This window comes from Paenibacillus sp. B46(2026), assembly GCF_056786355.1.
The window spans coordinates 6791947-6813530 of record NZ_CM165907.1; the positions used below are offsets into that span (position 1 = coordinate 6791947).

At 46.9% G+C, this 21584-nt stretch carries 16 protein-coding genes and 3 pseudogenes; 9 read left to right on the top strand and 10 right to left on the bottom strand.

Translation table 11 applies throughout. The features are described from left to right. Window positions 1–46: 46 nt before the first annotated feature. The 5 genes and pseudogenes from AC1S8V_RS30060 to AC1S8V_RS30080 all read right to left on the bottom strand — a co-directional run bounded on the left by AC1S8V_RS30060 (window position 47) and on the right by AC1S8V_RS30080 (window position 7767). The gene (locus AC1S8V_RS30060) at window positions 47–2170 is read right to left on the bottom strand and encodes a 5'-nucleotidase C-terminal domain-containing protein (RefSeq protein WP_482071923.1); all 2124 of its coding nucleotides are present in this window, start codon (window positions 2168–2170) and stop codon (window positions 47–49) included. 173 nt (window positions 2171–2343) lie between these two features. Continuing rightward, entirely contained in the window at window positions 2344–2565 is a 222-nt protein-coding gene (locus tag AC1S8V_RS30065; protein WP_482071924.1) for an S-layer homology domain-containing protein, read from the bottom strand. A gap of 18 nt (window positions 2566–2583) precedes the next feature. Beyond that, window positions 2584–2730, bottom strand: a pseudogene (locus AC1S8V_RS30070) (S-layer homology domain-containing protein); the annotation flags it as partial. Window positions 2731–2803: 73 nt separating this feature from the next. Further along, window positions 2804–6856, bottom strand: coding sequence for a LamG-like jellyroll fold domain-containing protein (locus AC1S8V_RS30075; RefSeq protein WP_482071925.1), 4053 nt, complete (start codon window positions 6854–6856; stop codon window positions 2804–2806). A gap of 23 nt (window positions 6857–6879) precedes the next feature. Next, entirely contained in the window at window positions 6880–7767 is an 888-nt protein-coding gene (locus tag AC1S8V_RS30080; RefSeq protein WP_482071926.1) for an N-acetylmuramoyl-L-alanine amidase, read from the bottom strand. 187 nt (window positions 7768–7954) lie between these two features. On the opposite strand from AC1S8V_RS30080, the gene AC1S8V_RS30085 reads away from it, so the two are divergent. Together AC1S8V_RS30085 and AC1S8V_RS30090 are read left to right on the top strand one after the other, a co-directional pair. Then, window positions 7955–8638, top strand: a complete 684-nt coding sequence (locus tag AC1S8V_RS30085) for a response regulator transcription factor (RefSeq protein ID WP_482071927.1) — start codon at window positions 7955–7957, stop codon at window positions 8636–8638. 35 nt (window positions 8639–8673) lie between these two features. Further along, entirely contained in the window at window positions 8674–9759 is a 1086-nt protein-coding gene (locus AC1S8V_RS30090; protein ID WP_482071928.1) for a sensor histidine kinase, read from the top strand. 172 nt (window positions 9760–9931) lie between these two features. Here the strand turns inward: AC1S8V_RS30090 and AC1S8V_RS30095 are convergent, their stop codons facing one another. After that, window positions 9932–10129 (bottom strand): WCX domain-containing protein, encoded by a 198-nt coding sequence (locus tag AC1S8V_RS30095; RefSeq protein ID WP_482071929.1) that lies wholly within the window; start codon window positions 10127–10129, stop codon window positions 9932–9934. A gap of 66 nt (window positions 10130–10195) precedes the next feature. Then, a pseudogene (locus tag AC1S8V_RS30100) lies at window positions 10196–10294 on the bottom strand (WYL domain-containing protein); the annotation flags it as partial. A gap of 364 nt (window positions 10295–10658) precedes the next feature. Here AC1S8V_RS30100 and AC1S8V_RS30105 point away from each other — a divergent pair. The 5 genes from AC1S8V_RS30105 to AC1S8V_RS30125 all read left to right on the top strand — a co-directional run bounded on the left by AC1S8V_RS30105 (window position 10659) and on the right by AC1S8V_RS30125 (window position 13145). Beyond that, a complete protein-coding gene (locus AC1S8V_RS30105) occupies window positions 10659–10832 on the top strand; it encodes an IS110 family transposase (RefSeq protein ID WP_482071930.1) in 174 nt (57 codons plus the stop codon). Next, window positions 10804–11076 carry an S-layer homology domain-containing protein gene (locus AC1S8V_RS30110; protein WP_482071931.1) on the top strand — a complete coding sequence of 91 codons (273 nt, stop codon included), beginning with the start codon at window positions 10804–10806 and terminating at the stop codon, window positions 11074–11076. Before AC1S8V_RS30105 ends, AC1S8V_RS30110 begins: the two co-directional genes overlap by 29 nt. A gap of 12 nt (window positions 11077–11088) precedes the next feature. Then, on the top strand, window positions 11089–11541 hold the full coding sequence (locus AC1S8V_RS30115) for a hypothetical protein (RefSeq protein WP_482071932.1): 453 nt from the start codon (window positions 11089–11091) through the stop codon (window positions 11539–11541). Window positions 11542–11828: 287 nt separating this feature from the next. Further along, window positions 11829–12629 (top strand): AAC(3) family N-acetyltransferase, encoded by an 801-nt coding sequence (locus tag AC1S8V_RS30120; protein ID WP_482071933.1) that lies wholly within the window; start codon window positions 11829–11831, stop codon window positions 12627–12629. 15 nt (window positions 12630–12644) lie between these two features. Beyond that, window positions 12645–13145: a YndJ family transporter gene (locus tag AC1S8V_RS30125; RefSeq protein WP_482071934.1), complete on the top strand. Its 501-nt coding sequence runs from the start codon at window positions 12645–12647 to the stop codon at window positions 13143–13145. A 207-nt stretch (window positions 13146–13352) separates the two neighbouring features. On the opposite strand, the pseudogene AC1S8V_RS30130 reads toward AC1S8V_RS30125, so the two are convergent. After that, window positions 13353–14308, bottom strand: a pseudogene (locus AC1S8V_RS30130) (IS30 family transposase). A 166-nt stretch (window positions 14309–14474) separates the two neighbouring features. Between AC1S8V_RS30130 and AC1S8V_RS30135 the strand changes: the two are divergent. Further along, entirely contained in the window at window positions 14475–14600 is a 126-nt protein-coding gene (locus AC1S8V_RS30135) for a DUF6199 family natural product biosynthesis protein (RefSeq protein WP_482071935.1), read from the top strand. 195 nt (window positions 14601–14795) lie between these two features. Next, window positions 14796–14978, top strand: coding sequence for a hypothetical protein (locus AC1S8V_RS30140; protein WP_482071936.1), 183 nt, complete (start codon window positions 14796–14798; stop codon window positions 14976–14978). On the opposite strand, the gene AC1S8V_RS30145 is transcribed toward AC1S8V_RS30140, so the two are convergent. Then, on the bottom strand, window positions 14975–18091 hold the full coding sequence (locus tag AC1S8V_RS30145; protein ID WP_482071937.1) for a hybrid sensor histidine kinase/response regulator: 3117 nt from the start codon (window positions 18089–18091) through the stop codon (window positions 14975–14977). The two genes, AC1S8V_RS30140 and AC1S8V_RS30145, sit on opposite strands and share 4 nt — an antisense overlap. A gap of 196 nt (window positions 18092–18287) precedes the next feature. Beyond that, window positions 18288–21089, bottom strand: coding sequence for an S-layer homology domain-containing protein (locus AC1S8V_RS30150; RefSeq protein WP_482071938.1), 2802 nt, complete (start codon window positions 21087–21089; stop codon window positions 18288–18290). Between the last annotated feature and the right edge of the window lie 495 nt (window positions 21090–21584).

Genomic DNA, 21584 nt, shown 5'->3' on the forward strand with positions numbered 1-21584 from the left:
GGATGTGTTTTTCATGTTTTAATACAAGATTTGAATAAGTTCTAGATTATGAAGCTTTTGCTGCAACGGCTTTTTCAATTAAAGCTTTGGCATCGTTATTCGAAAGACCTTGTTTAGGTTGGAGCGATTTTTTATCTGTTCCACCAAGAATACCTTTGTCAATCAGTTTTGCCATAGGCTTAATTGCATAAGCAGACACGGATTTCCCATCTTCGAAACTAGCAATAATCGTAGCAGCATCTTTATCAGAAGCTGGATTTTTTAACAATTTAGCAAGAATTGTGGCAGCTTCCTCACGCGTGATATCCCGATCAGGATAGAAGTTTCCACCATAACCTTGAATAAATCCAGCATGCGTAGCTTCAGCAATCGCATCTGCATATGTAGCATTAGCAGCGACGTCCTTAAATGCAGGTGCTGTAGTTACTTCATTTAATTTCAACATGTCGACCAGAGCACTTACAAATTCAGCACGAGAAATGACTTCTGTAGTTACAGGTGTTTCTGTTGGCTCGGTAGATGCAGCCACGTTTGTGATACGTCCTTCATTTTCAGCTTCGATGCTACCGCCTTTATACGTATCTACGATGTACTGGTAGAAAACATCCAGATCGATAGGACCTGCCAAGGATGATTTAGCATCCAGCAACACTTTATAGTTGTCTCCACCTGCAGCCATAAAGTTGTTTACTACAGCTGTATATGTTTTTGCAGAATCAATGGGTGTTCCATCTTCCAGACTAAGACTCGTAATGCGTTCTGCAACGGGTTTGTTGAAATCTGTAGTATATTTTAAACCAGAGATTTGTAGTGTTTTGGTGTTTGGTGTACCGTCAGCGTTGGTACCCCATTGCTGCTGTAACAAGGTTTTAACCTGTTCGCCAGTCAGCTCCAGTTTCACCAGAGTATTACCAAATGGTTGGATTTTGGCTAAATCTGCAAAGGTCACATCACCTTTTGGCAGATCGCCACGGATACCACCTGGATTCATAAATGCAAAGTCAGCAGCACTTGCCTTATCACCAAAGTCTGCTTGACGCATTGCATCTGCAATCAGGTTACCCAGAGGGGCTTCGTTATTATAAGCATCTGTACGAGTAACGGAACCATCTGTTGTACCTACTGGCTTCGTTAGCTCAGGATGCTTGTCCAATGATTTTTTAATAATAGCTAAAGATTCAGGGTCTTCTTTTACATCCTCTTGGAAAGTCGTTGTAATCGCAGCTGATTTTTCGGTTACATCCCCAGTTGCAGGGTCAATCATCAGCTTGATATCTTCAAATGCCGTACCATATGAATAAGCTTGAACAATCAATTTTCCATTCACTTCACCGTTAGCCAAAGCATGATTGTCACCTGCAACGATAACATCAACAGGGGAATCTGCTGGTAATGCTTTTGCCAAATCAGCCGCTTCTCCAGTGGTTACACCTTCTTTGGTGGTTGCTGGATCATGCGCCAACACGATGATCGTTTCTACACCCTTATCCTGCAATTCTTTGGCATATTTATTAACAGCTTCAACTTCTTCTTCTGCGCTTAAGAAACGCACGCCAGCGGTGCCCGATGGGGATACTTTAGCAGGTGTAGACTTCGTCACTAATCCGATGAATCCGATTTTGACTCCGCCCACTTCTTTGATCACATAGGGCTGAATCAATGTTTTGCCAGTAGCAGTTTCAATAACGTTTGCATTGACATAATCAAATTTTGCACCAGCATGAGTTACCTTGCCTTCTTTTGGATCAAGGCCACCAAAGATTTGTGCTTTTAATGCAGCGATACCATGGTCGAATTCATGATTGCCCAGAGAAGCTACATCAAAGCCCATCATATTCATCCATTCCATCGTAGGCTCATCACGATCCAGAGATGAGACTGGAGCAGATGCACCAACAGAGTCTCCATTATGGAAGAGCAGGGAGTGTTCATATTTAGCTTGAGCTTCTTTGAGATAGGTTGCTAGAATTGGAGCAGATCCTGCCTTTTTATCACCAACCATCGATGTGGTGTCTAACTGACCGTGCAAGTCATTGATTCCAATCAAGTGTACTTCTACATCGTCGCCTGCGGCAGAGACAGAACCCGCTGCGCCCAATAGTTGCGTGAGTAGTAGTGCAGTAGTAGCGATACGAATTGTGCTTTTGCCCAGAACTTTTTTCCAAGACATGAATGACAAAACCCCTCTCCAATTTTAGATCCTGAAATATTTTACCATAGTTCAATTCATAAAAGTCATAGATTATATTAAATGTATGTAAAAAAGTTGGGAGATTGATAGAGGAGATGTATGGTTAGTACTGGCTAAACATAAAGACACCCTGCGGGGTGTCTTTATTTCCTTCATACATATAACAGCTCTAACATGTTCATCAATATAACAACAGCCTCTGCTCTGGTGGTTGGTGATTTAGGTATAAAATTGTTGTTCCCCATACCTTCTACAAGGCCAAGTTCCTTCAGAGCTGCCACAGAGGTTTTCGCCCAAACAGGAATAGATTTCTCATCTTCAAAAGACGTTGAGGCATTTCCTTTAGTAGTTACCTTGAGCGTATTCGCAACCATCGTTACCATCTCAGCACGTGTTATATTGGCATTCGGTCGGAAAGTGTCGTCCGGATAACCGTTGATGATGCCGTTGCTTGAAGCTTGTTTAATTCTTGCCTCAGCCCAGTGTCCCGAGATATCGCTGAAACTATATTCCGTCGTCGAACGAATTGAATTATTCAGAAGCTAAACAGGCACTTGGTTTTGACTTACACGACTTGACGAAGGCATCGGCGTCGAAGCCGACCAGAACGTCCTACAAATCTTTCAGATCGTTAGCGAGCAGCTTCCCCCCAATTCCCGTATTGACGACAGTTGCGACAAAGTCAACTCCGGCAAGAACAATAGCACCTCTATCGTCAAACCGCAGAGGACACAACAAATTAGGCAACCAGGACACCGTCTCATTCGCGATCTCCAAGCCAGGCTTATCCTTGTTGGGAAGAGCCACCAGATAACGGATAGCCATCCCCGCATCAACGATGGAGAGCACCCAGAAAAACAAGGTGATCTCCTTGTCTCTGCGCTTCATACGCTGCATGTTTTTTTGTTCCAGAGTTGAGCCAATAGACACAAACAGTGAATCTAACATCAACACAGCCCCCCGATAGTAGTGCAAAATACGCTCGGAGCGCGCTAGCTCACTATTTTCTTTCTCATCGCCCTTACGCACTGGGATATCGGCAATTACAAAGTTGGCCTGCCAGCTAAAGATGCTGAGCAGCAAGCTTATGACTTCCAGCCCGAAACTTCCACTTGTTTCAAGTGGATCATCTTTCTTTTCCGAGACGGCATCTAATCCAGTAGTGATTAAACCGTTAATAGCATCTGTTACCAGCACAACAATCCCCCATGAGCGAATCAAGCTTTCGCGTGAAGGCTCGGGATCAGAAGCATTGCCTGTATCAGAAGCATTCTCGTCATTCTCCATCAATTGTAAGGCAGATGACTTATCGAATACAGTCACTTCCGAACCCGCTGCTACTTGAGCCGAAAAGTCAGGAGCTGACGCATCCTTAAACGGTTGTTGGTTAAAGGCAAGCTTTGATACGATGGTGACCGGGATCGCAAGCAGCAAGCCTGATAGATTGAGCAGCGTTAGCTTCCCTGCACCGATCCGCTCGAACAGCTTCGAAATAAAAGGAATCTTAATCTCGCGGGTAAGCAAATCTTGAAAGAGGGTAACCATTTCCTTAACCAGATCCAGAAACCCAAGAGCCATATCCTCGACCAGCTCCATAGCCTGAATGACGACATCTCTGATGGCTTGAATCATAACGACCAGCGCCTGCTGCGGCTTAAGAGGATTCGCAATAATTCCCTCAATCGTGTCCTTCACTCCTTCGAATGCTCGCAGCAGAATGTCCGTTCTGTCTCCAGCTCCTTGAGCGAAGGTCGAGAAGTATTGATCTAACGGCGAATCTCCACCCACATTCATCCCAAGAGCGGGTACTGGGCTGGCACCAGGCTGCCTGGAGCCTCCCAATAGCTTAGAGAGAAACCACTCGGCAGCTTCAGGAAGCTCGAACCGGGAGGATCGTGCCTCCGAAGGCTCACCGCCCAGTGTCCGTACCAGGATGTTCATATTTTCCTCCACGGTATCTTGCATGTTGTCTACGAAGTCGGAGACGGGTTGTTTGGCATCCTCTGCCAGTTTGACAGCGAAATCGAAGGCTGCGTTCACGGAGCCCACCAGATACTTTTGCGTCTTTAGAATATCATCCCATTGGAATAGGAACTGCAAGAACTGGATAAATTGCTTGATGCCCTTAACAACCTTTTCGACAATCGCTTCAATAAACTCCCCTACCATTTCAGCCGTATCAACTACAAATTCAATCAGACCCTCAGCGGTCCTGACAATGAGGTGAAAGCCTTTTTTGGCAGTACCGATCACGACTGAGACGGCTTTCTTGACCGTATCTTTTATTCGTGAAAACAAGCCTCGGCCGGCGCGTAATAAAACTTGATTCTGAGTCGTTACTCCACTGTTAGCAGCCTGATTAAGCAGCTTTTTAAAGTCATCCTCACTGATCTCTTCTTCACGGATGCGAACCGCGGCCGCGGACGAACCGGACGTTAATGATTTCGCAGTGGTCGGCTTAGCACCGTTAACGGCAGGCTCGAACTTGAGCATCCAGGGGTTATGGATGGCATCGCTGGAAACAACCCGATCGGCTGACTGAATACCGCTGCTCTTGCTTCCCTTCCTAACAGGGGCCTCAGCATAGGTTATATTAGCCATCACCCTCTTGATGGTGCTTTGTACGCTAGCGACATCTGCCTTGCTATGCGCCTTCTGATCGACAATGAGGCTGCCATTGGCATCTTTCGCATTCCACAGCGCATCGTCTTCCAGCTCGGCAAGCTGTCGATGAACTTCTCGATTCGGGAAAATAACAACTCGCTCATTTGCTGCCATTTCGCTGGTGCAGATCTTTAGCCCCGGGGTGTTGAGGCCATCGGCTTCAGAGGTAATCATAATGCTGTTCAATAGATTTGGCATTAGCGTAACAGATCGTTCCTCGTCTATCTCATAGGTGGTTCCCTCTACTTCAATCTCGATCAGATCGGTCGCCGAGATCTCCACCTCGCCGGCGCCAGGTGAGAACTTAAGCATCGTTCGATACGATGAAAACTCTTCAAGTTCGTCGCCCGCCATTCTAAAGTCCTGACTAAGCGTGGCTGTATAAGAGGTCAGGACCTCCTCGGGTGCGACGGTTCGAAAGATTTTGACAGCGGAGATCGCATCATTACCTATTTGTGACTCCTTTAGGTCCTGCACGTTGTCGACAATATCCGCTATTTCCTTCTCCCGATTGGCTTCCTTTACATTGAAGTTTTCATTAACAAACAAGGTCACGCCCGTATCTGGTCCCAATCGAATGGACGACGCTTTATTATCCAGACCCGGGAAGTCTTGAAAGCTCGTAAAGCTGCCTGGAAGATTAACAGCACTGTCAGACAGAATCCAGGTTTTCCCGTTATAGGCTCGGTGCTCATAAAAGGCAGCTTCCCCTGCCGACAGGGTGCCGACTTGCCCTTCATGATCAGCCATTTTGACGACACTGGCGAACAATGAGCGCTCATCTTGCTGCTCGGTCCAGCTGAACGTGTTGTCAACACTCAGTCTCAGCCACTTACTATGCGCCTCATCGACGATAGAGAACTGTGAATGGTTACTGTCTGAATAATCAACAAATAGCAAATCTGGTTCCGCCCCTTGTGTTATTACAAAATCTGCGCTTTCCTCGTCGGACCCCGGAATAAGTTGAGGCTTATCGTACAGTGGATTGAAGTGGAAGCGTAACAGCTCGTTCTCTGATTGACGGGGCGCTGTCGTGAGGGAGGATTGCCCCAGACTCAAGTACTGGTCATTTGGCGCTTTGATGATCCACTTCCCCGTAAAAGGCTGTAGGTCTGCCGACCAAATACGGATCGATCTTGGGAAGTCAGCCAGCTTCGAGAATCTGATTTCCGAGAGGTCAGCGTATAGCTTTTGAGCCACTCCGTCAAAATTGGCTTGTTTATATAGTGTAGCACCTGTATTTGGACCAAGCCTTAGCCTTTGAAAATTTGGCGACAATCGAGTCAAGTCTTCTGCATCCTGCGTGAGAATAACGGCTGCATCATCAACAGCGACCAGCTCGATTTCACCTGCACGCAAGTGCCGGTTCACCGGCGTCACCAGGCTTTGGACCTGTGCGGCATTAAGAGCAGTGTGGTAGATGCGAAGATCTTCGTATTGCGCGACCGCAGCGCCTCTCTTCCAATCGCCCAGCCTCAGATTCTTACCGTTGTTAATATTGGCGACGCCTGTTGGTGATGACCCTTCTGCCGCCAGCTCCCCATCGATGTATATCTTGATCGTTCGCCCTTCTCTAACAACAGCTATATGATGCCATTTTTTATGCTGGAGAAGGTCTTTAGTCTGGGCAGATGCGTAATTTTTTGCTTTGTTATCTTCATCCACTTCAAAGAGTATTTTTGTTTTTAGCTGCCTCACGGAGAACCAATTACCATGCCCGCTCACCGATCGATTGCCGATGATGTCGAGATCATCCTCGCCATGTCTGTCATTGAATTTCATGCCAAAAGCAACTGTAAAATCGTCAGTTCCGAACTGACCGGCCACGTTGCCAAAATTAATAAGAGACTCATTGCCACGTATGGTGATGGCCCTTCCAATGCGGCCATGTCCCTCTCGCGAGACGCGCTGAAAATTTCCTTTGATCCCATTTACTCTGTCTGTTGCTACAGACCCGTCTCTTTCATCGAACTGCCAGTGATAAGTAGGCTGAACTGTCATGAATTCCCTCCTTAGATTTTCAATTATTTAACCGGAGCTGGAAGCTTCACGGTGAAGGTTCGAGCATCCCACTCGACCTGATACCCGATCGCTTTCGCTGCTTCCACGGAATGAACAAATCCTTTGTTCACAATAACGATTGTCGTTTCCATGGTTTGTCCGTTTATCGTTGCCTTTTTACTATTGTTGTCCCAACCTATTGTGGTATTAGGCAAGTCATCCAGAATTCGAACGGGTATGAACGACTTCCCATCCCGAATAACCCCTCTGACGTTCAACGGCTTATTGTTTATTTCAATACGGCATTCGTTGACGGAAAGCGATTCAAATTTCTGTTGTTCGATTAAGTAAGGGACCGCGAGATATTCGCAAATGCCTTGCGCTAATTCTTCGGCACATTCGGACCGGTATTGGTCGCTCATCAGCAGCCTGGCTTCGTCTGAGTTATCCATAAACCCGCACTCCACTAGAGCAGACGGCATACTCGTCTCCCGCAGCACATGAAAGTTTCCCTCCTTCACGCCGCGATTGACCAGGGGAGTGCCTTTTAACAATTGCTTTTGCAAAATTCCGGCCAATCTTCGGCTATTCACAGAGCCAGGATAATGGAACGTTTCAATCCCTCTAGGTGTGCCCCATGTCTCACTTAATGCATTAGCGTGTACACTGACGAAAATGGTTGCTTTCTGCTCGTTGGCTAATCTCGTTCTTACTTGCAGCGGGATATCCTCATCGGTTGGTGCGGTCAGCAGCACATTGATTCCGCATCGCTCCAAATGGGCTTTGCATTTTGCAACCACCGCCCGGTTAAACTCGTTCTCATGCATGAACGAGCCGTCATGAAATTTCGGCGTTCTTTTACCAGGTGTACTCATTCCGTGTCCGTCATCTAATGCAACTAAATAGGCCACATTTCACTCACCCTTCTCTTTTCTTGTGATAGGCTAAGGCTGTTGCGGTTCATTGGTATCCATTTTAATTCATAAATGTCGAGATCTTATGCAGATCCTCCTCTTTTTCCGAGGACTGCTTCTTCACCAGTCTGGTAAATAACGGTATAATTTTAGGTAAAGACTAACTTGAAAAGATGTGATTGGAATGGAAGCCAAATTACTGCTGGTGGAGGACGAACCGTTCATGCTGGAGGAGATGCAAACCTATCTGCAACGGGAAGGGTTTCGAGTAGTGACTGCCTGTACAGGCAAAGAAGCGCTCACCCTTGCCAGGTGTGAACGGCCTGATGTCGTCGTGCTTGATTGGATGCTCCCGGAGTTAAACGGCATCGACGTATGCCGCGAGCTCAGACAATTCTCGAATTGCGGCATTATTATGGTCACGGCCCGATCGGATGAATCGGATAAAATCGTCGGTCTGGAAATCGGCGCGGACGATTATTTGACGAAGCCGTTCAGCTTGCGCGAGCTCGCTACGCGCATCCGGGCTTTACTTCGCCGCCTGCGCGGGCCTGAAGATAAATCGATGTTCTTGGAACGAGACAACCTGATCATTTCCGAGGCCAAATGTCAGGTGCTCAAGGACGGCCAGGAGATCCAACTGACACCGACAGAATTCAAAATTTTATATACGCTGGCTGCGCATCCCGGAATGGTATTCAGCCGATTGCAATTATTAAAAACCGCACTCCAGGACGAATATATGGGCTACGAAAGAACGATGGACTCCCATATTCGGAACCTTCGCCGCAAGCTGAGAGACGATCCGGCCAATCCTCGTTACGTTCAAACTGTATACGGCTTCGGTTACCGATTCGGTGAACAATAATGACATTGACGGTACGCCAAAAAATATTTGTCTACATGGGACTTCTCGTTTTGATTATCGGCAGCGCATATTCCTTAAACAATCGAGTTAACTTGGAATCCTTGTTCGATCAATTTCGTGAGGAAGAAATCAGCGCAGCTTTTGTGGAAGTCTCACCCGGAGAGCAAATCGAGATCTTGAAAGCTTACGTTATTGGTAAGATGAAGTTGATATGGCTTGGAAAATGGGTCATTTTCGTAGCCATCGGCCTAATCTTCAGTTTGTGGATTTCAGGGATTCTGACGCGTCCGCTTCGAAAGCTCATTGCCGCTATCGAACGCGTAGCGCAAGGAGATCTGGAGGTGAGCGTTCCTGTCCAATCTAAAGACGAATATGGGAGAGTCATCCAGACATTCAACGATATGACGCTTCGCCTACGGGAAGCCGAAGATGCCCGAAGAAGATTGGTGGCGGATTTCGCTCACGAGTTTCGCACGCCGCTATCCATTATGCAGCTTAAGCTAGAAAATTATCAGCAGGCCGGTCATCATGTCCCGCCAGAAATGCTTCGGATTCACGATGAAGTGATCCGATTGAGCCTGCTTGTAGATGATCTTCATGTCCTGTCGCTTGCAGAAGCCGGCCGATTATCACTCGATCGCAAACCGCTCAATCTGAGTGCACATCTTGAACGAATCGTGGACGACGTGAAATACGAAGCAGAAGAAAACGGGCTGGACATTCGTCTCTATACGATTTCAAGGCGGGTGACCATAATGGCCGATGCCAGACGGATTACTCAGGTGTTTATTAATTTGTTGACCAATGCAATCCGCTACACGCCGGAAGGCGGCAAAGTATCAGTCGTCATGGAAGACAAGGTCGTAGACCGGAATGCAGTCTATATACGTGTCTCAGTGATAGACACCGGCATCGGTATTCCGGCCGAAGAACTGGCACACTTATTCGATCGTTTTTATCGCGTGGAGAAATCCCGTTCGAGGCATACAAGCGGCTCGGGACTCGGATTATCGATCGCTCATCAATTTGTAAAAGCACACGGCGGGTTCATCCGAGTCGTCAGCGAGCCTTGTCAAGGTACGACATTTACCGTTTATTTTCCTATTGATGATGATATTTAGTACATTGGAAGGCATCTTTGATCGTTAACTCACATAGGAGCCAGCCCAATGGAATCAATCGATGACCCCCTTATCAACGGATTGGTGATCAACTTTCCCTGAGTTACTCGGTCTAGGAAGCGAAGGGACTGATTCCCTTTTAATCAACATAACCTGACAGCAGCATGTCTAGTTATATAAAATATTTTTCTGCCATTTTGGTCGTGCGGTTTTTCATCTCCAGCCTGAGAGATACCGGCTCAATAACTTCCAGTAAATCTCCATAGGATAGAAGATATTGAAAAAGCCATTCTCCGGAAGGCATATCTGAAGTGACGCGAAAAGACCCGTCCTTCTTTTGCAAAATGTCATCTTCCTTAAACTCATACACAATGCGATAGGCTCCCGCCCGGTTCTATTTTTAATTACCAAAGGAATCCTCGGCATTTCTTTAACTCTAACCTCTGCACGAGAAGTTCCTGCAGGCCTCAACGTACCAGGCTCTATCCTTAAATAACAGTTTCACTGGTGCGGCTCTCCGGCTTTTCGTATTATCAGTTAGCCAGTAATCACTGGTTGGCCTTTTTTTGTGGTCGTTTTACGATGGGGGGAGCCGGGAGAACGTGGCGGCTAAAGGGGCAAGGACCTCGTAACAAAAACAGTTCTCCCACGACCTCCAAAAGATCATGTTTGGGCTGGTAGGGGCAGTTGACCCCGTATAACAAGCGAAGCTGTGGGTTTGGAACCAGCGTGGAAAGGACCGGCAAAACGAAATGAGCCCGTTGGCAAAGCTATAGTCATTGTGTATGTTGCGAGTGGATTCGAACAATTCACGGAGATGCTAGGCGCGCTTCAAACCGAAACGGGTTTTGCTCCAGTGATCGTTTTGGAGGCGACTTGGGCATTACCATCGTGCCTTGGTGTCCTGTCTGAATCGGAGTGGCTACACCTACTACATTGTGAACCCCTTGCAATCCAAGCGAGCCAAGGGAACGCAGTTACGCAAAGTTAAAACAGACGCTGCAGATGTGTGGCATCTGGCAGAGATGTACTATCGCGGTGACGATGACAAACGGCATAATGACGGGTTATGACAATGGTACCTTTCGCCCAAATGCTTATGTAAGTGAAGCTGAGTTTTGGACAATGTTGCTGAAGACGTACAAAGTGGATATCCCTGCTTATGGAGCAAAAGTAACGAAGCATTGGGCGGATGCTGCCTATAAAATCGCTGCTGACCGTAACTTTGCACTGGATGGAATCCATAACATTGCAAAACGGGCGACGCCGATCACAAGACTGAAGGTCTCGGAGTTGTTCTCATCAGCGACGGCGTAAAGTTCAACGGTTATGAAAATGTACAGTATGGGTTATATGAAAGGGAAACAGGACAGTAGGTTGTCCGGTTTTGGCGGCTCTGATTTTATTACTCGTGGGGAAGCCGCCCAACTGCTCGAGAATGTATATCTTAAACTTGAGAGCCTGCGTGGTCGTCCTAAAGGCAACACGCCGATATCCCAACTTCCACCGATGCCTGAGCCAGAAGTGTATGAAAAACCGGATGTACTATCAGATAAAATGATGGTTGCCGAGTTCCATGTTGATCATACTTTGACTGTAAAAGGGAAATTCAATAGTGAAGCCGGGAAGGCGTTGACTTTAAAAGTTCAGACTGGCGGAAAAAGACCACAGCACATCGAGGATGTTATCGTCTCACTGGACGCAGAAGGTAACTTCACGACATTACGGTTGGCCCGTATGAGCAGGAGTCATTTAACATCAATTTATATACGGATGAGATAATTTATTGGATTCCGGTCGGTTCTTATAGTGTTTGGATGATAGATTGTAGCGATTTTATGAACACGATTTTTGTTTTCTGCTCTTGTCCAATACCACCACTATAAACAACTCTTAGCCCTCCTGAAACAAAGTAAAAGTTATTGCTGCATAAATAAAGGATTGGTACAATATAATGAAATATCAGGGCACTGCTTCGCTAGTATTGCTAGAGACAACCCCGCTACTTGTAGCCGGGTTGTTTTTTGTTTTTTTATTAAAATGACAAGGTGGAGATTCCAATTATGATCATGAAGGAAAACAGAGCGATTCTAACCAGAGAAGACCTGATCGACAAGTTCAAAGGCTGCGGACTCATGGAAGGACACACCATTATGGTTCATACTTCGTTAAGCAAGCTTGGTTTTGTTGTAGGCGGAGCCGAGACGTTCATTCGATCCCTTCTTGAAATCATCGGAGCAAAAGGAACTCTGATCATGCCATCCCAAACATGGAAAAATCTCGACCCGTCCACAGGCGTACATTGGGAGGCGCCCGTAGAGTGGTGGCCTACCATTAGAGAACACTGGCCCGCTTATGATAAAGAGGTTACCCCCGCAATTGGAATGGGTGTCGTAGCCGAGATGTTTCGCAAGTGGCCGGGAGCCAAAAGATCTCACCACCCTGCGCGTTCCATAGCGGCGGTGGGCAAACATGCGTCATATATAACGGAAAATCATGATTTAAGCAACATTTTTGGAGATGGCTCCCCGTTGGATAAGCTGTACCAGTTAAACGGCTACGTCCTTTTGGTTGGCGTCGGCTACGAAAAAAACACGTCGCTGCATTTAGCAGAAACAAGGGCAAATTTTCCTGGCAAGAAGTACTCCGAGGAAAGCAGTGCCATGATCATTAACGGCAAGCGCGAATGGGTCACGTACAAGACCCAAGCCGTAAACGACGAAGATTTTATTCCATTGGGGATGCAGTACGATACCGAAAAGAACGTGAATATTCATAAAGTCGGAAACGCCGATGTCCGGTTCTTGGAACAACGACCTTTGGTCGACTGGGCAACAGCATGGATGGAGCAAAATAGGGTGCATCTCTAGCAGAAAACGACTGTCATGGAGGGCGGACGGTGTCATGATGAATACACTCGAAGGCAAAAATCGATATATGCGGATGAATATCATGAGCTTTGCTGCTTATCTAAAAAATTTGTGTATGGCTTGACCACTATTGTGATCTCTAAAGGAAAAGCAGCGGAAATAGCGATTGGTGCGGGGCTCGTTTATTTTTTTATCGGGGGCATTTGGTTTACCTTATATCAATATCAATTGAACCTCTTTCAAGCTAATCCTGCAACGCACGCGTTAAGCTCGCTCCACTTTCATTTCTCATCTGCGATCGTTCCGATTTTTATTGGTGCACTAGGACGCATCATGACGAAGAAAAGTTGGTATCCCTGGGTTGTTGCCATCGATATCATCGGACCCATCTTGATTGCTATTGGTATGGTTTTCTCCAAGCCAATTGAATACATTGGTGTCACTTTGTTCGCCTGTAATATTGTGGTTTACACCGCTTATCTCCTTTCTTACTTGAAGGAAAAACTCTTTGGATAATAAGGCAACCTTCTTTTTAGGCCTTTCTTGTCTAGCCTTTTACGCGGTTGTTGTCCTTTCTATTTTCTAGCCGTTACTGAGAAACATGTTTTCCCTAACTATACTCGATTTTATTCCCATTTACGGATCTCTGCATGCGTTTGGTTTTGTTTTATGTGGACTGATTGGTTGGGTGTACACGGTAGACTTCATTAAGAAGACGGATTGTCAAACCAAGTGCGACAGTTCCTCTGTGAAAGATTCGTGAGCGGTTCTCCAACCCAAGCATTTTCGTGGTCTGTGATTCATTAGATCGAGTGAATGGGCGAGATCTTCATCCTCCACTTGAGCGAGATCGGTACCTTTAGGGAAAAACTCTCGAAGCAACCCGTTTGCATTCTCGTTGGAACCGCGTTGCCAAGACGAATACGGATCAGCAAAATAAACGTGCAAGTTATGGATCGTTTCCAGATTGGCATAGCATGCAAACTCCTTTCCTCGATCAGCCGTGGCTGTGAGGAAAGTCCCTGCAGGGTACTGTGAGATCGCTACACCGAGCGCAATCTCCATCGACAAAGCGGTACGGTCGGGCATGAGAACAGCGGTATACAGGCGTGTTTTGCGTTCAATCAACGTCGCTACGCAGCCTTTACTTTTCCCACGACCTGATACGACGGTATCCAGTTCCCAGTGCCCAAACGTTTCACGGGAACGAACCTCTTTGGGGCGATCCGAAATCGATTTGCCGATAGCGAATTTACCGCGAGTTTCTGTGGGTTTCTGACGCTTCCCTTTGTGCCGAAGGACCTGTAACGTGCCTCGAACCAGACGCCCGGCGTAGAGCCAGCGATAGATGGTTTTAAAGGAGACCGACGGCAGGCCTTGGAAGCGGAAACGTTCTGTGATTTGTTCTGGAGACCAAGTTGCCTCCAGTTTTTTCTCCAGTGAAGCAGCCAAGGCGTCTGACCATTTACCTCGAGAGACAGAAGCCTTACGGCGCTCCTCATAAGCGTTCTGGGCATGTTCTGCCTGATAGGGATGTGATGCAGCAACACGATCTAACTCACGGCAAATCGTCGATGGATGCCTACCCAGTTCTTGTGCAATGGCTCTCGAGCTTTTGCCTTGACTGTGGAGGATTTCTACTTGCTGCGTTCGATTATGCTAAGATGTGTGTAGCTCATGGTGGATTCTCCTTGTGTGAATGGTTGTTGTGGTGACTTCATTCTACACGAATCCGGCCATGGGCCCTTTTTTATTTATTTCCAGTAGGTGTCGCACTTCATATTACAATCCGTCAAGTATTTATCGTATTAAATAGAATATTTAACATATACAGGATGTGATTGTTTGACAGGAATTATAGGTGTTTTAGTCTTAATAATAGGATTAATTATGGCCATTTGGCCTTACTTTGCTTGGTATGTACGACTGGGATGGAAGTTTAAAGATTCGGAGCCAAGTGACTTAGCATAAAATACTGGACGGATCTCAGGTATTGTCTTGGTGATTGTCGGTTTTATACGGATCGTTTCAAGTTGCTCCACAGGAAGCGGAGCGGATCATACTGTAGTCTCCTGACCCCAAAATTTCGCCCTACTTGTGGTACGGTTCACCCCGCACCATCTATAACGGCAAGTTTTAAGACCATCTTGGGAGGAAGGCCCTCCTTTGAAAATACTAACTAACGAGATGACTTCCTTGACCCGCCTTATCACGTACTCTTCGGCATCCTGTTGCGAAGCTGTTGGCACCGCACACATTGCTGTACTTGTGGCAGATATTGCTGCAGGGGTAGTACAGCCGTGTGATTTGCTGCCGTCTTTTTTGCCGATGCGCACCAGCGGCCGCTAAATCAGGCGATTCACCTCTTTATTCGGCACGGCAAAGACGACTATCGTCCCTTGATACGGATCACTCTGAATGTGTAGCCCTTTCCCATATAATTGTTTCAACCGTTGATTAATATTGAACAAACCGACTCCCTGCCTTTGGTTCGAACGTTTGTCGAATATATGTTGCCTCGTTTTTGTATCCATCCCCACGCCATTATCGGCAACGGTTACTTCTGTACGATCCTCATATTCGGCGATATGAATATGAATCATTCCGCCCGACGAACGACTCAAGATACCGTGCCGCACTGCGTTTTCGACAAGAGGTTGAATGGAAAGTGGGGGAATCCTTAGCTCCATGTTCGCTTCGATTTCCCAAACCGTATTCAGCCTGCCTTCGAACCGTTCATTCTCGATATATAAATAAGAACGTACGAGAGCGAGCTCCTGTTCAAGCGGAACAAGCAACTCTGAATTTTGAAAGTTGAAGCTGGCCCGTAGATAATTACTAAACTCGTCGAGCAGTAGATGCATTCTGTTCAGATTGACGTTGCTAAGTGCAGCTATCGCATTGAGGGTGTTGAATAAAAAGTGCGGCTGTATTTGCGCCTGTAGCCATGCCGCTTCCATACGCAAGCGTTCGCGTACGGAACGGTTCAGATCCGTTAATGCTCGTACCCGAACCTTTAACTCCATCGCATCCGCAGGCTTCACAATGTAATCGTTAGCTCCAGCTGAAAAACCGGCGGCGATATCCTCAGGCTTGTTGCGCGCGGTCAGAAGCAGAACGGGTAGTTCCGAGCTCGAATAGTACTCACGAATAGCTCTCGTTAACTCATACCCCGACATGTGAGGCATCATGACGTCAGCAATAACTAGATCCCATACTCTTGTTTTCAGATGAGACAAGGCATCCTTGCCGCTCGTAACCGCAATGATGTCAAAGGATTCCCCAGCCAGAATGTTCTCCAGTATTTTTAAGTTGAGCGGATCATCGTCCACAGCCAATACCGCAGGACGCACCGATCTCTCCACAACGGCAGAATCGTCTTCCGTACCGTAACGGATGTTCGAATCGGCAGAGGTGGCGGTTTCTGCATAGACAGGTGGCAGGCCTGCATCCAAAACTGCTTCCCATTGAACAGGTGAATCAGACAGCGCCAAAGCAAAGGTGAATGTCGAACCTTGGCCAGAGGCAGAGGTCACTTCCAACGTTTCGCCGTGCAGCTCCACTAACTGCTTGCAAATGCCGAGGCCCAGTCCGAGGCCGCCCCCAGGCGCCGCTGTTATGCCGGAGTCACCTTGCTCGTAAGGGTTAAAGATTATTTGAAGCGTTTCCTCGTCCATGCCGACGCCCGTATCCGCAACGCTAATGTACGCCTTCCCGTCTTGAGCAACTACCCGTATGGCGATAGTTCCTTCGTTGGTAAATTTGATTGCATTGTGAACGAGGTTGAACAATATTTGAATGAGTCGATCTTCATCGGCCATCACAGGAGGACAATCGTTCGGAATCTCATTGATCAGCCGGATCGGTTTACTAACGGTCATGAAGCGAAGCATGTCGAACACGATGGAAGCGACCGCCTGCACCTGAACGGTCTGCATGTGCAGGCGGATGTTACCCTCCTTGAGCCGAGTCAAATCAAGCAGGTCATTTAACATAAACGACATGCGCCGACCAACCGTCATCACCAACTCCAAATTTTGGACACTCTCGCCGCTCAACGAATGTTTTTCACTGTCAAGGACGGTTTGCGCCATATTCAGCATCCCGTGCAGCGGATTTCGCAATTCATGGGATGTGTTCATCAGAAAATCGTCCTTCTGCTTGTCTGCCATTCTTAACTGCTCGTTTAGTTTGACGTTTTCTTGGGCATTGCGGAAGTACTGCTTAAACCAGTAAGCGGAAAAACTGATGATGGCCACCAGCACGTCAAACGGGAAATAAATGTTTATTACCTCCAAGTGGGCATTAATCAGTCCCCATGCGGAACTGGATAATATGCTCATGGTGGCAAGCAGCAGGAAGATGGCACCGGGCTGATTTCTGGCTATCAATTTGCCAATTAGATAGATCACCCAGACCATTGGAAACCAATAAAGCAGTCTGAATATTTTAAATTCGATTAGATAGTAAATGAGCGGAGGCGGCATAACCAACACAAATCCTGAATACAAAGCCAGAACAATGGCGTACGTACGGAACAAAACCGTGTTTGTTCGGATCTTGGCAAATATTCCGGTAATCAGCAGGAAAAAAAAGGGGACTAACGAGTACGAGAGCAACTTTATTTTCAATGCCCATGCATAGTTGATAAAAGGCATACACACCAGCAGCAGGCTGTCGTTATCAGACACAATCGTAATCCCGGCGGTCAAAAGCAGCATGAAAAAGGCAAGCAACCCTTTTTGCCAACTGAACAAGTATAACATCACGGCATACAAGCCAAGAAACATCAGTACCACGAAGGTCATAACCTGAAAGCCAATGGAGATCCATCGCTCGGTATTGATGGCTGTATCCGACCCGAAGCGGATGGATCTTACAATACCTCCATTAATTGGATTGTCAAAATTGGCCACGCGTACAAGCAGCTCGATCTCATTCACTCCGTTTGCCTTATAAAGCGGGGTATAAGAAATCCGGCGGGGTTTATACGTATTCGCTTGCTCCGTCGGTTGGCCGACTCCTGCTATCTCACCGTTGAATTCAACAACTGAAGAGGCTTGAATTTCCTGAATCCAGAATTCGAAGGACTGTTGCGGTAAAGGGTCGACCAGAATGCGCAGCCGGTACGTACCGTATCCAAACGACGATTTTGAACCTGCCGGTAAAGCGCTTCGCCAATCTCCCGGAACCATGATATTACGCTTGTCCAGGGATTTCCAATCCTTGTTTTCATGCATGACGAATGCTTCTGGATAAAAATCCCACTCACCGTCCAATGTAATGGAACGGGAGTTGGTGAAGTCCCAGCCGCGCAGATCGAGCACGCCTTGAACCGCACGAGGATGTTCAGGTGTGAGGAAAAACCCGGACCAAAGCCACCGGACGCCGAGAAGTATAGAGAGAAAGAGAATGAACGTCACAGCATATTTCAGGGCAATTTTGTTTTTGATCCAAATCATACAGAGCTCACTCCCAACGTTTCGCCGTACAGTTCTGCCAAGTGCTTGAAAATGCTAAGGCCCAGTCCGGTGGCTTTCATACTTCGACAAGAACAGCGGGAATCCCTTGTTACAAAATTAGGTGATTAGGAACATTTTTCAGTGTCGTGAGGACAAAAAAAAGAGGAGGCAATCAGCCCCCTCTTAATCATCAATACTAGTCGATCAACTTTGTAACTTTCAGCAATCTTTCAATCATAGCCGTTGTTTCCGCGCGCGTCATCGCCGCTTTCGGGTTCAACCGCTGTCCGCCGATCCCTTGCAGAATGCCAGCCTTAATCAGTTGGGCTGCGGACTCCCGGGCATATCCGGAGATTTGGTCCGGATCGCTGTAAGAAGCCAGAATTTGATTGATTTCCACTTCGCTCAGTGTCTTCTGCGACTGAACGAGATGAAGGGAACGGGCGATCATGGCGATGCCTTGCTCTCTTGTAATCCGTTCGCTACCGTGGAAACCACCGTCTGCAAATCCTTTGATAATGTCATATTGGCTGGTAATCGCTACGGCATCATGGTACCAACTCGACGGTGCTACGTCGCTATACGGCGTGTTGGTTACACCTTGGCGCATTAAGCCAAGTCCGCTTGCCACAATCGTGGCAAATTCCGAACGGTCGATACTGCGATTCGGGGAGAAGGTATTGTTGCCTGTACCTTCAAGCTTCAGTCTGGCTGCAATATTGTTGACGCTCGCTTGTGCCCAGTGGCTCTTCACGTCGTCGAAATTTTGCGGATTCCAGATGACCGAGTAGCTGCCCTGGCTGCGCAGGTCGTTGATCATTGCAAAGTAACGGTTGTTGATTTTCGTTACGAGTGTTGGCACATGGAACACGGTACCGTCCGGATTAACAATGACGCCGGTCGTAATTTTGTTCGGATCAATGCCTTCAGGCAATGCGATATAGCGAGGCGCGTATTCCGTCAGTTGATCCGGCTTAACCGACTGGCCTTGGTACGTAAAGTTGATCGATAGATCGACCAGGTCAACCAGCAGATCGTAGCCACCCTTGGTCGCCTGATCTTTTGCTGCGACTTTCAATGCGGCAGACGATCTCTTGATATCGATATCGACTGCAATTTCGCCAAGCGGCACGCCGTTCCATTGTTTGGTGATCGAACCCAGATCCAGCTGTTTGCTTGGAATCGGATAAATAGCAAGCAGATTCTCGATGTTCAGCGTGGAGCCGGTATCGGACAACTGCTTCAGGTTTGCTGCGGTCAAACCCACAACCTTAGTGTCACCGTCGTCCGGCACACGTACATTCAATTGCTGTCCGTTGCCTTTGGAGAGATAATCCGATAGTTTATCTTGATCAATCACAACGGTCGTAACGTTGTTTGCCGTTGTACCCGTAGCGAAGCTGCCGTCCTCATTGTTCACGGTTGTTTTCACACCTGATGCCGGAGCAGGTGTTGTTGGTGCAGATGTTGATGTTGTTGGTGTCTGGCTTCCGGGTGTGCCGGAGTCATCACGAGGGGCACGCGTAACCGTTATGATGTACGTTTGCGTCGTGCCGTCCTGCGCCGTCACAACCACCTTGATCTTGTTGATGCCGATGCTGAGCGGCAGCGATTCGGAAGCGATGCCACTCGTCAACGCAATCGGACCTTTTACCAATGTGTCCTCGCTATCGTACACGCTCGCCGTCACCGTAGCATGATCAGCATCAAATACCATAGCTGTCACTGTCATGTCGCTTACGCCGTTCGACACGCTTGTCTCATAACTTGTCGTGTCTTTCGCAAACGCCGGGCTTAACGTTCCGCTCGACAGCGTCAAACCGTTCAAGCCCACGTTCATAGTTGCTGTACGAATGGATGTTCCTGTGCTGATAGCAGACGCCGGCTGCGTCGCTGTCGCTTTCACACGGGTTACAATCGTATAGTCCGTATCCGGCGTCAATCCGCTGAACGTCGGGCTATCCTGCCACGTCACGCCGCCATCTATGCTGTATTCCTGACCAGTGACGGCTTGCAACGTAATACTTGTTTCTGTTTTGCTAACTTCTACCGGTGCTTCCGGAGTCAGCCCGATATCTTTGGTGGCAGTGATGTTACTAATTACATCCGGATTATACTCAACAATAACTCCTGGATCTTTCCATGCGCTGCTACCACCGTGTGTGTCATTTACGGCCAAGTAACCTACTGTATTATTAGTGGTGTCCAGCAGAAGTGTAAGATGATCGTAGGCTCCATTAGGCACATAATTAGTCGTTGACTCAAGACCTGTTTGCCAACCTGTTGATACATACCTTGTCACCTCACCAATAGAAGTGTCCCAATCAGGTGTGTAAGTTTTAGTAGCGCCAATAAAAGTTAAAAAGTTCCAGTTTCCTGAAAAGGGGCTTTTAAACTCTCCAAACATACTGGCAATCGCAAACATTTCTTCAGGTTTACCTGGTTGTGGCTCTACAAGATGTCCGTTATTGACCTCTGCAAGATCCACAGCCTCTTTAAATGTCAAAGTAGCACCCGGTCTTTCAACATATACAAAATGGCGTCCATTGTAGGTACGTACAGATGTTTTCCCATTGGTCAATGGCGCCCCTAGCGCAACATTTACTGTGACTCTTTGGGTTTCCCCAGCAGCTTGTGTAAATGTCATATTTTGAATAACATCTTGAATGTCTTCATAAGTAGTTTCACTTGAAAAGTTGAACACTCTATTGGTCGATGTAGATTGGTCAGTAATAATGCCACTAATTGTTATACCATTAGTCAACTCGGTTATATTACTTGAAAGAGTCCCAACAGCGATTGAGCCATTATTTACGGCAACCTTAAAGTATCCGCCCCCTGCATTAACGACACCTGTGCTTCCAAATGCAGCATTTGATAGCTGATAGGTTGTTTCGGTTACACTCACAGGATCACCAAGATCAAGTGTTGGTGTCTCCGCAGCTCTTACTTCTAACGGATAAAAAGGGATCATCGTCAATACCATAACGATTGCCATTAGAGTAGATAGCATTCTTCGATTTTTTAATTTCATATTTTGTGTATACCTGCTAACGAAAGCATATAGAATTTCTATATTTGCAGATTTCTTTCAGTTAAGCAGGGTTCTCCTTTCTTCTCGACAAATTTGTATGTCCCTTCCAACTCAGGTGCTTCTGCTCACGCCGGAGTACAAAATCCTTCATTTCTATTCCGCTTTTATACTGCCCCCTGTCCCATAAAGACTCCAAGCCATTTTATCCTTTATCTTGATATAATCCACTTTCTTTCGACAGGTGTGATCATAACAAAAGGTACTTTACAAATTCTCTACAACTGCTTACATACTGTTTTCGCTCATGTGAAAATGAAGCACTTGAAATTAACCTCGTATTATCAAGGTAATTCAACCGACTGAGACTACCTCTACTTGGACACGGCTGCTCGGACAGTTCTAATCATCCATTGCCAAAATTCCGATAGTATTGATATAACAAGTCGAATTTTGCCAAAA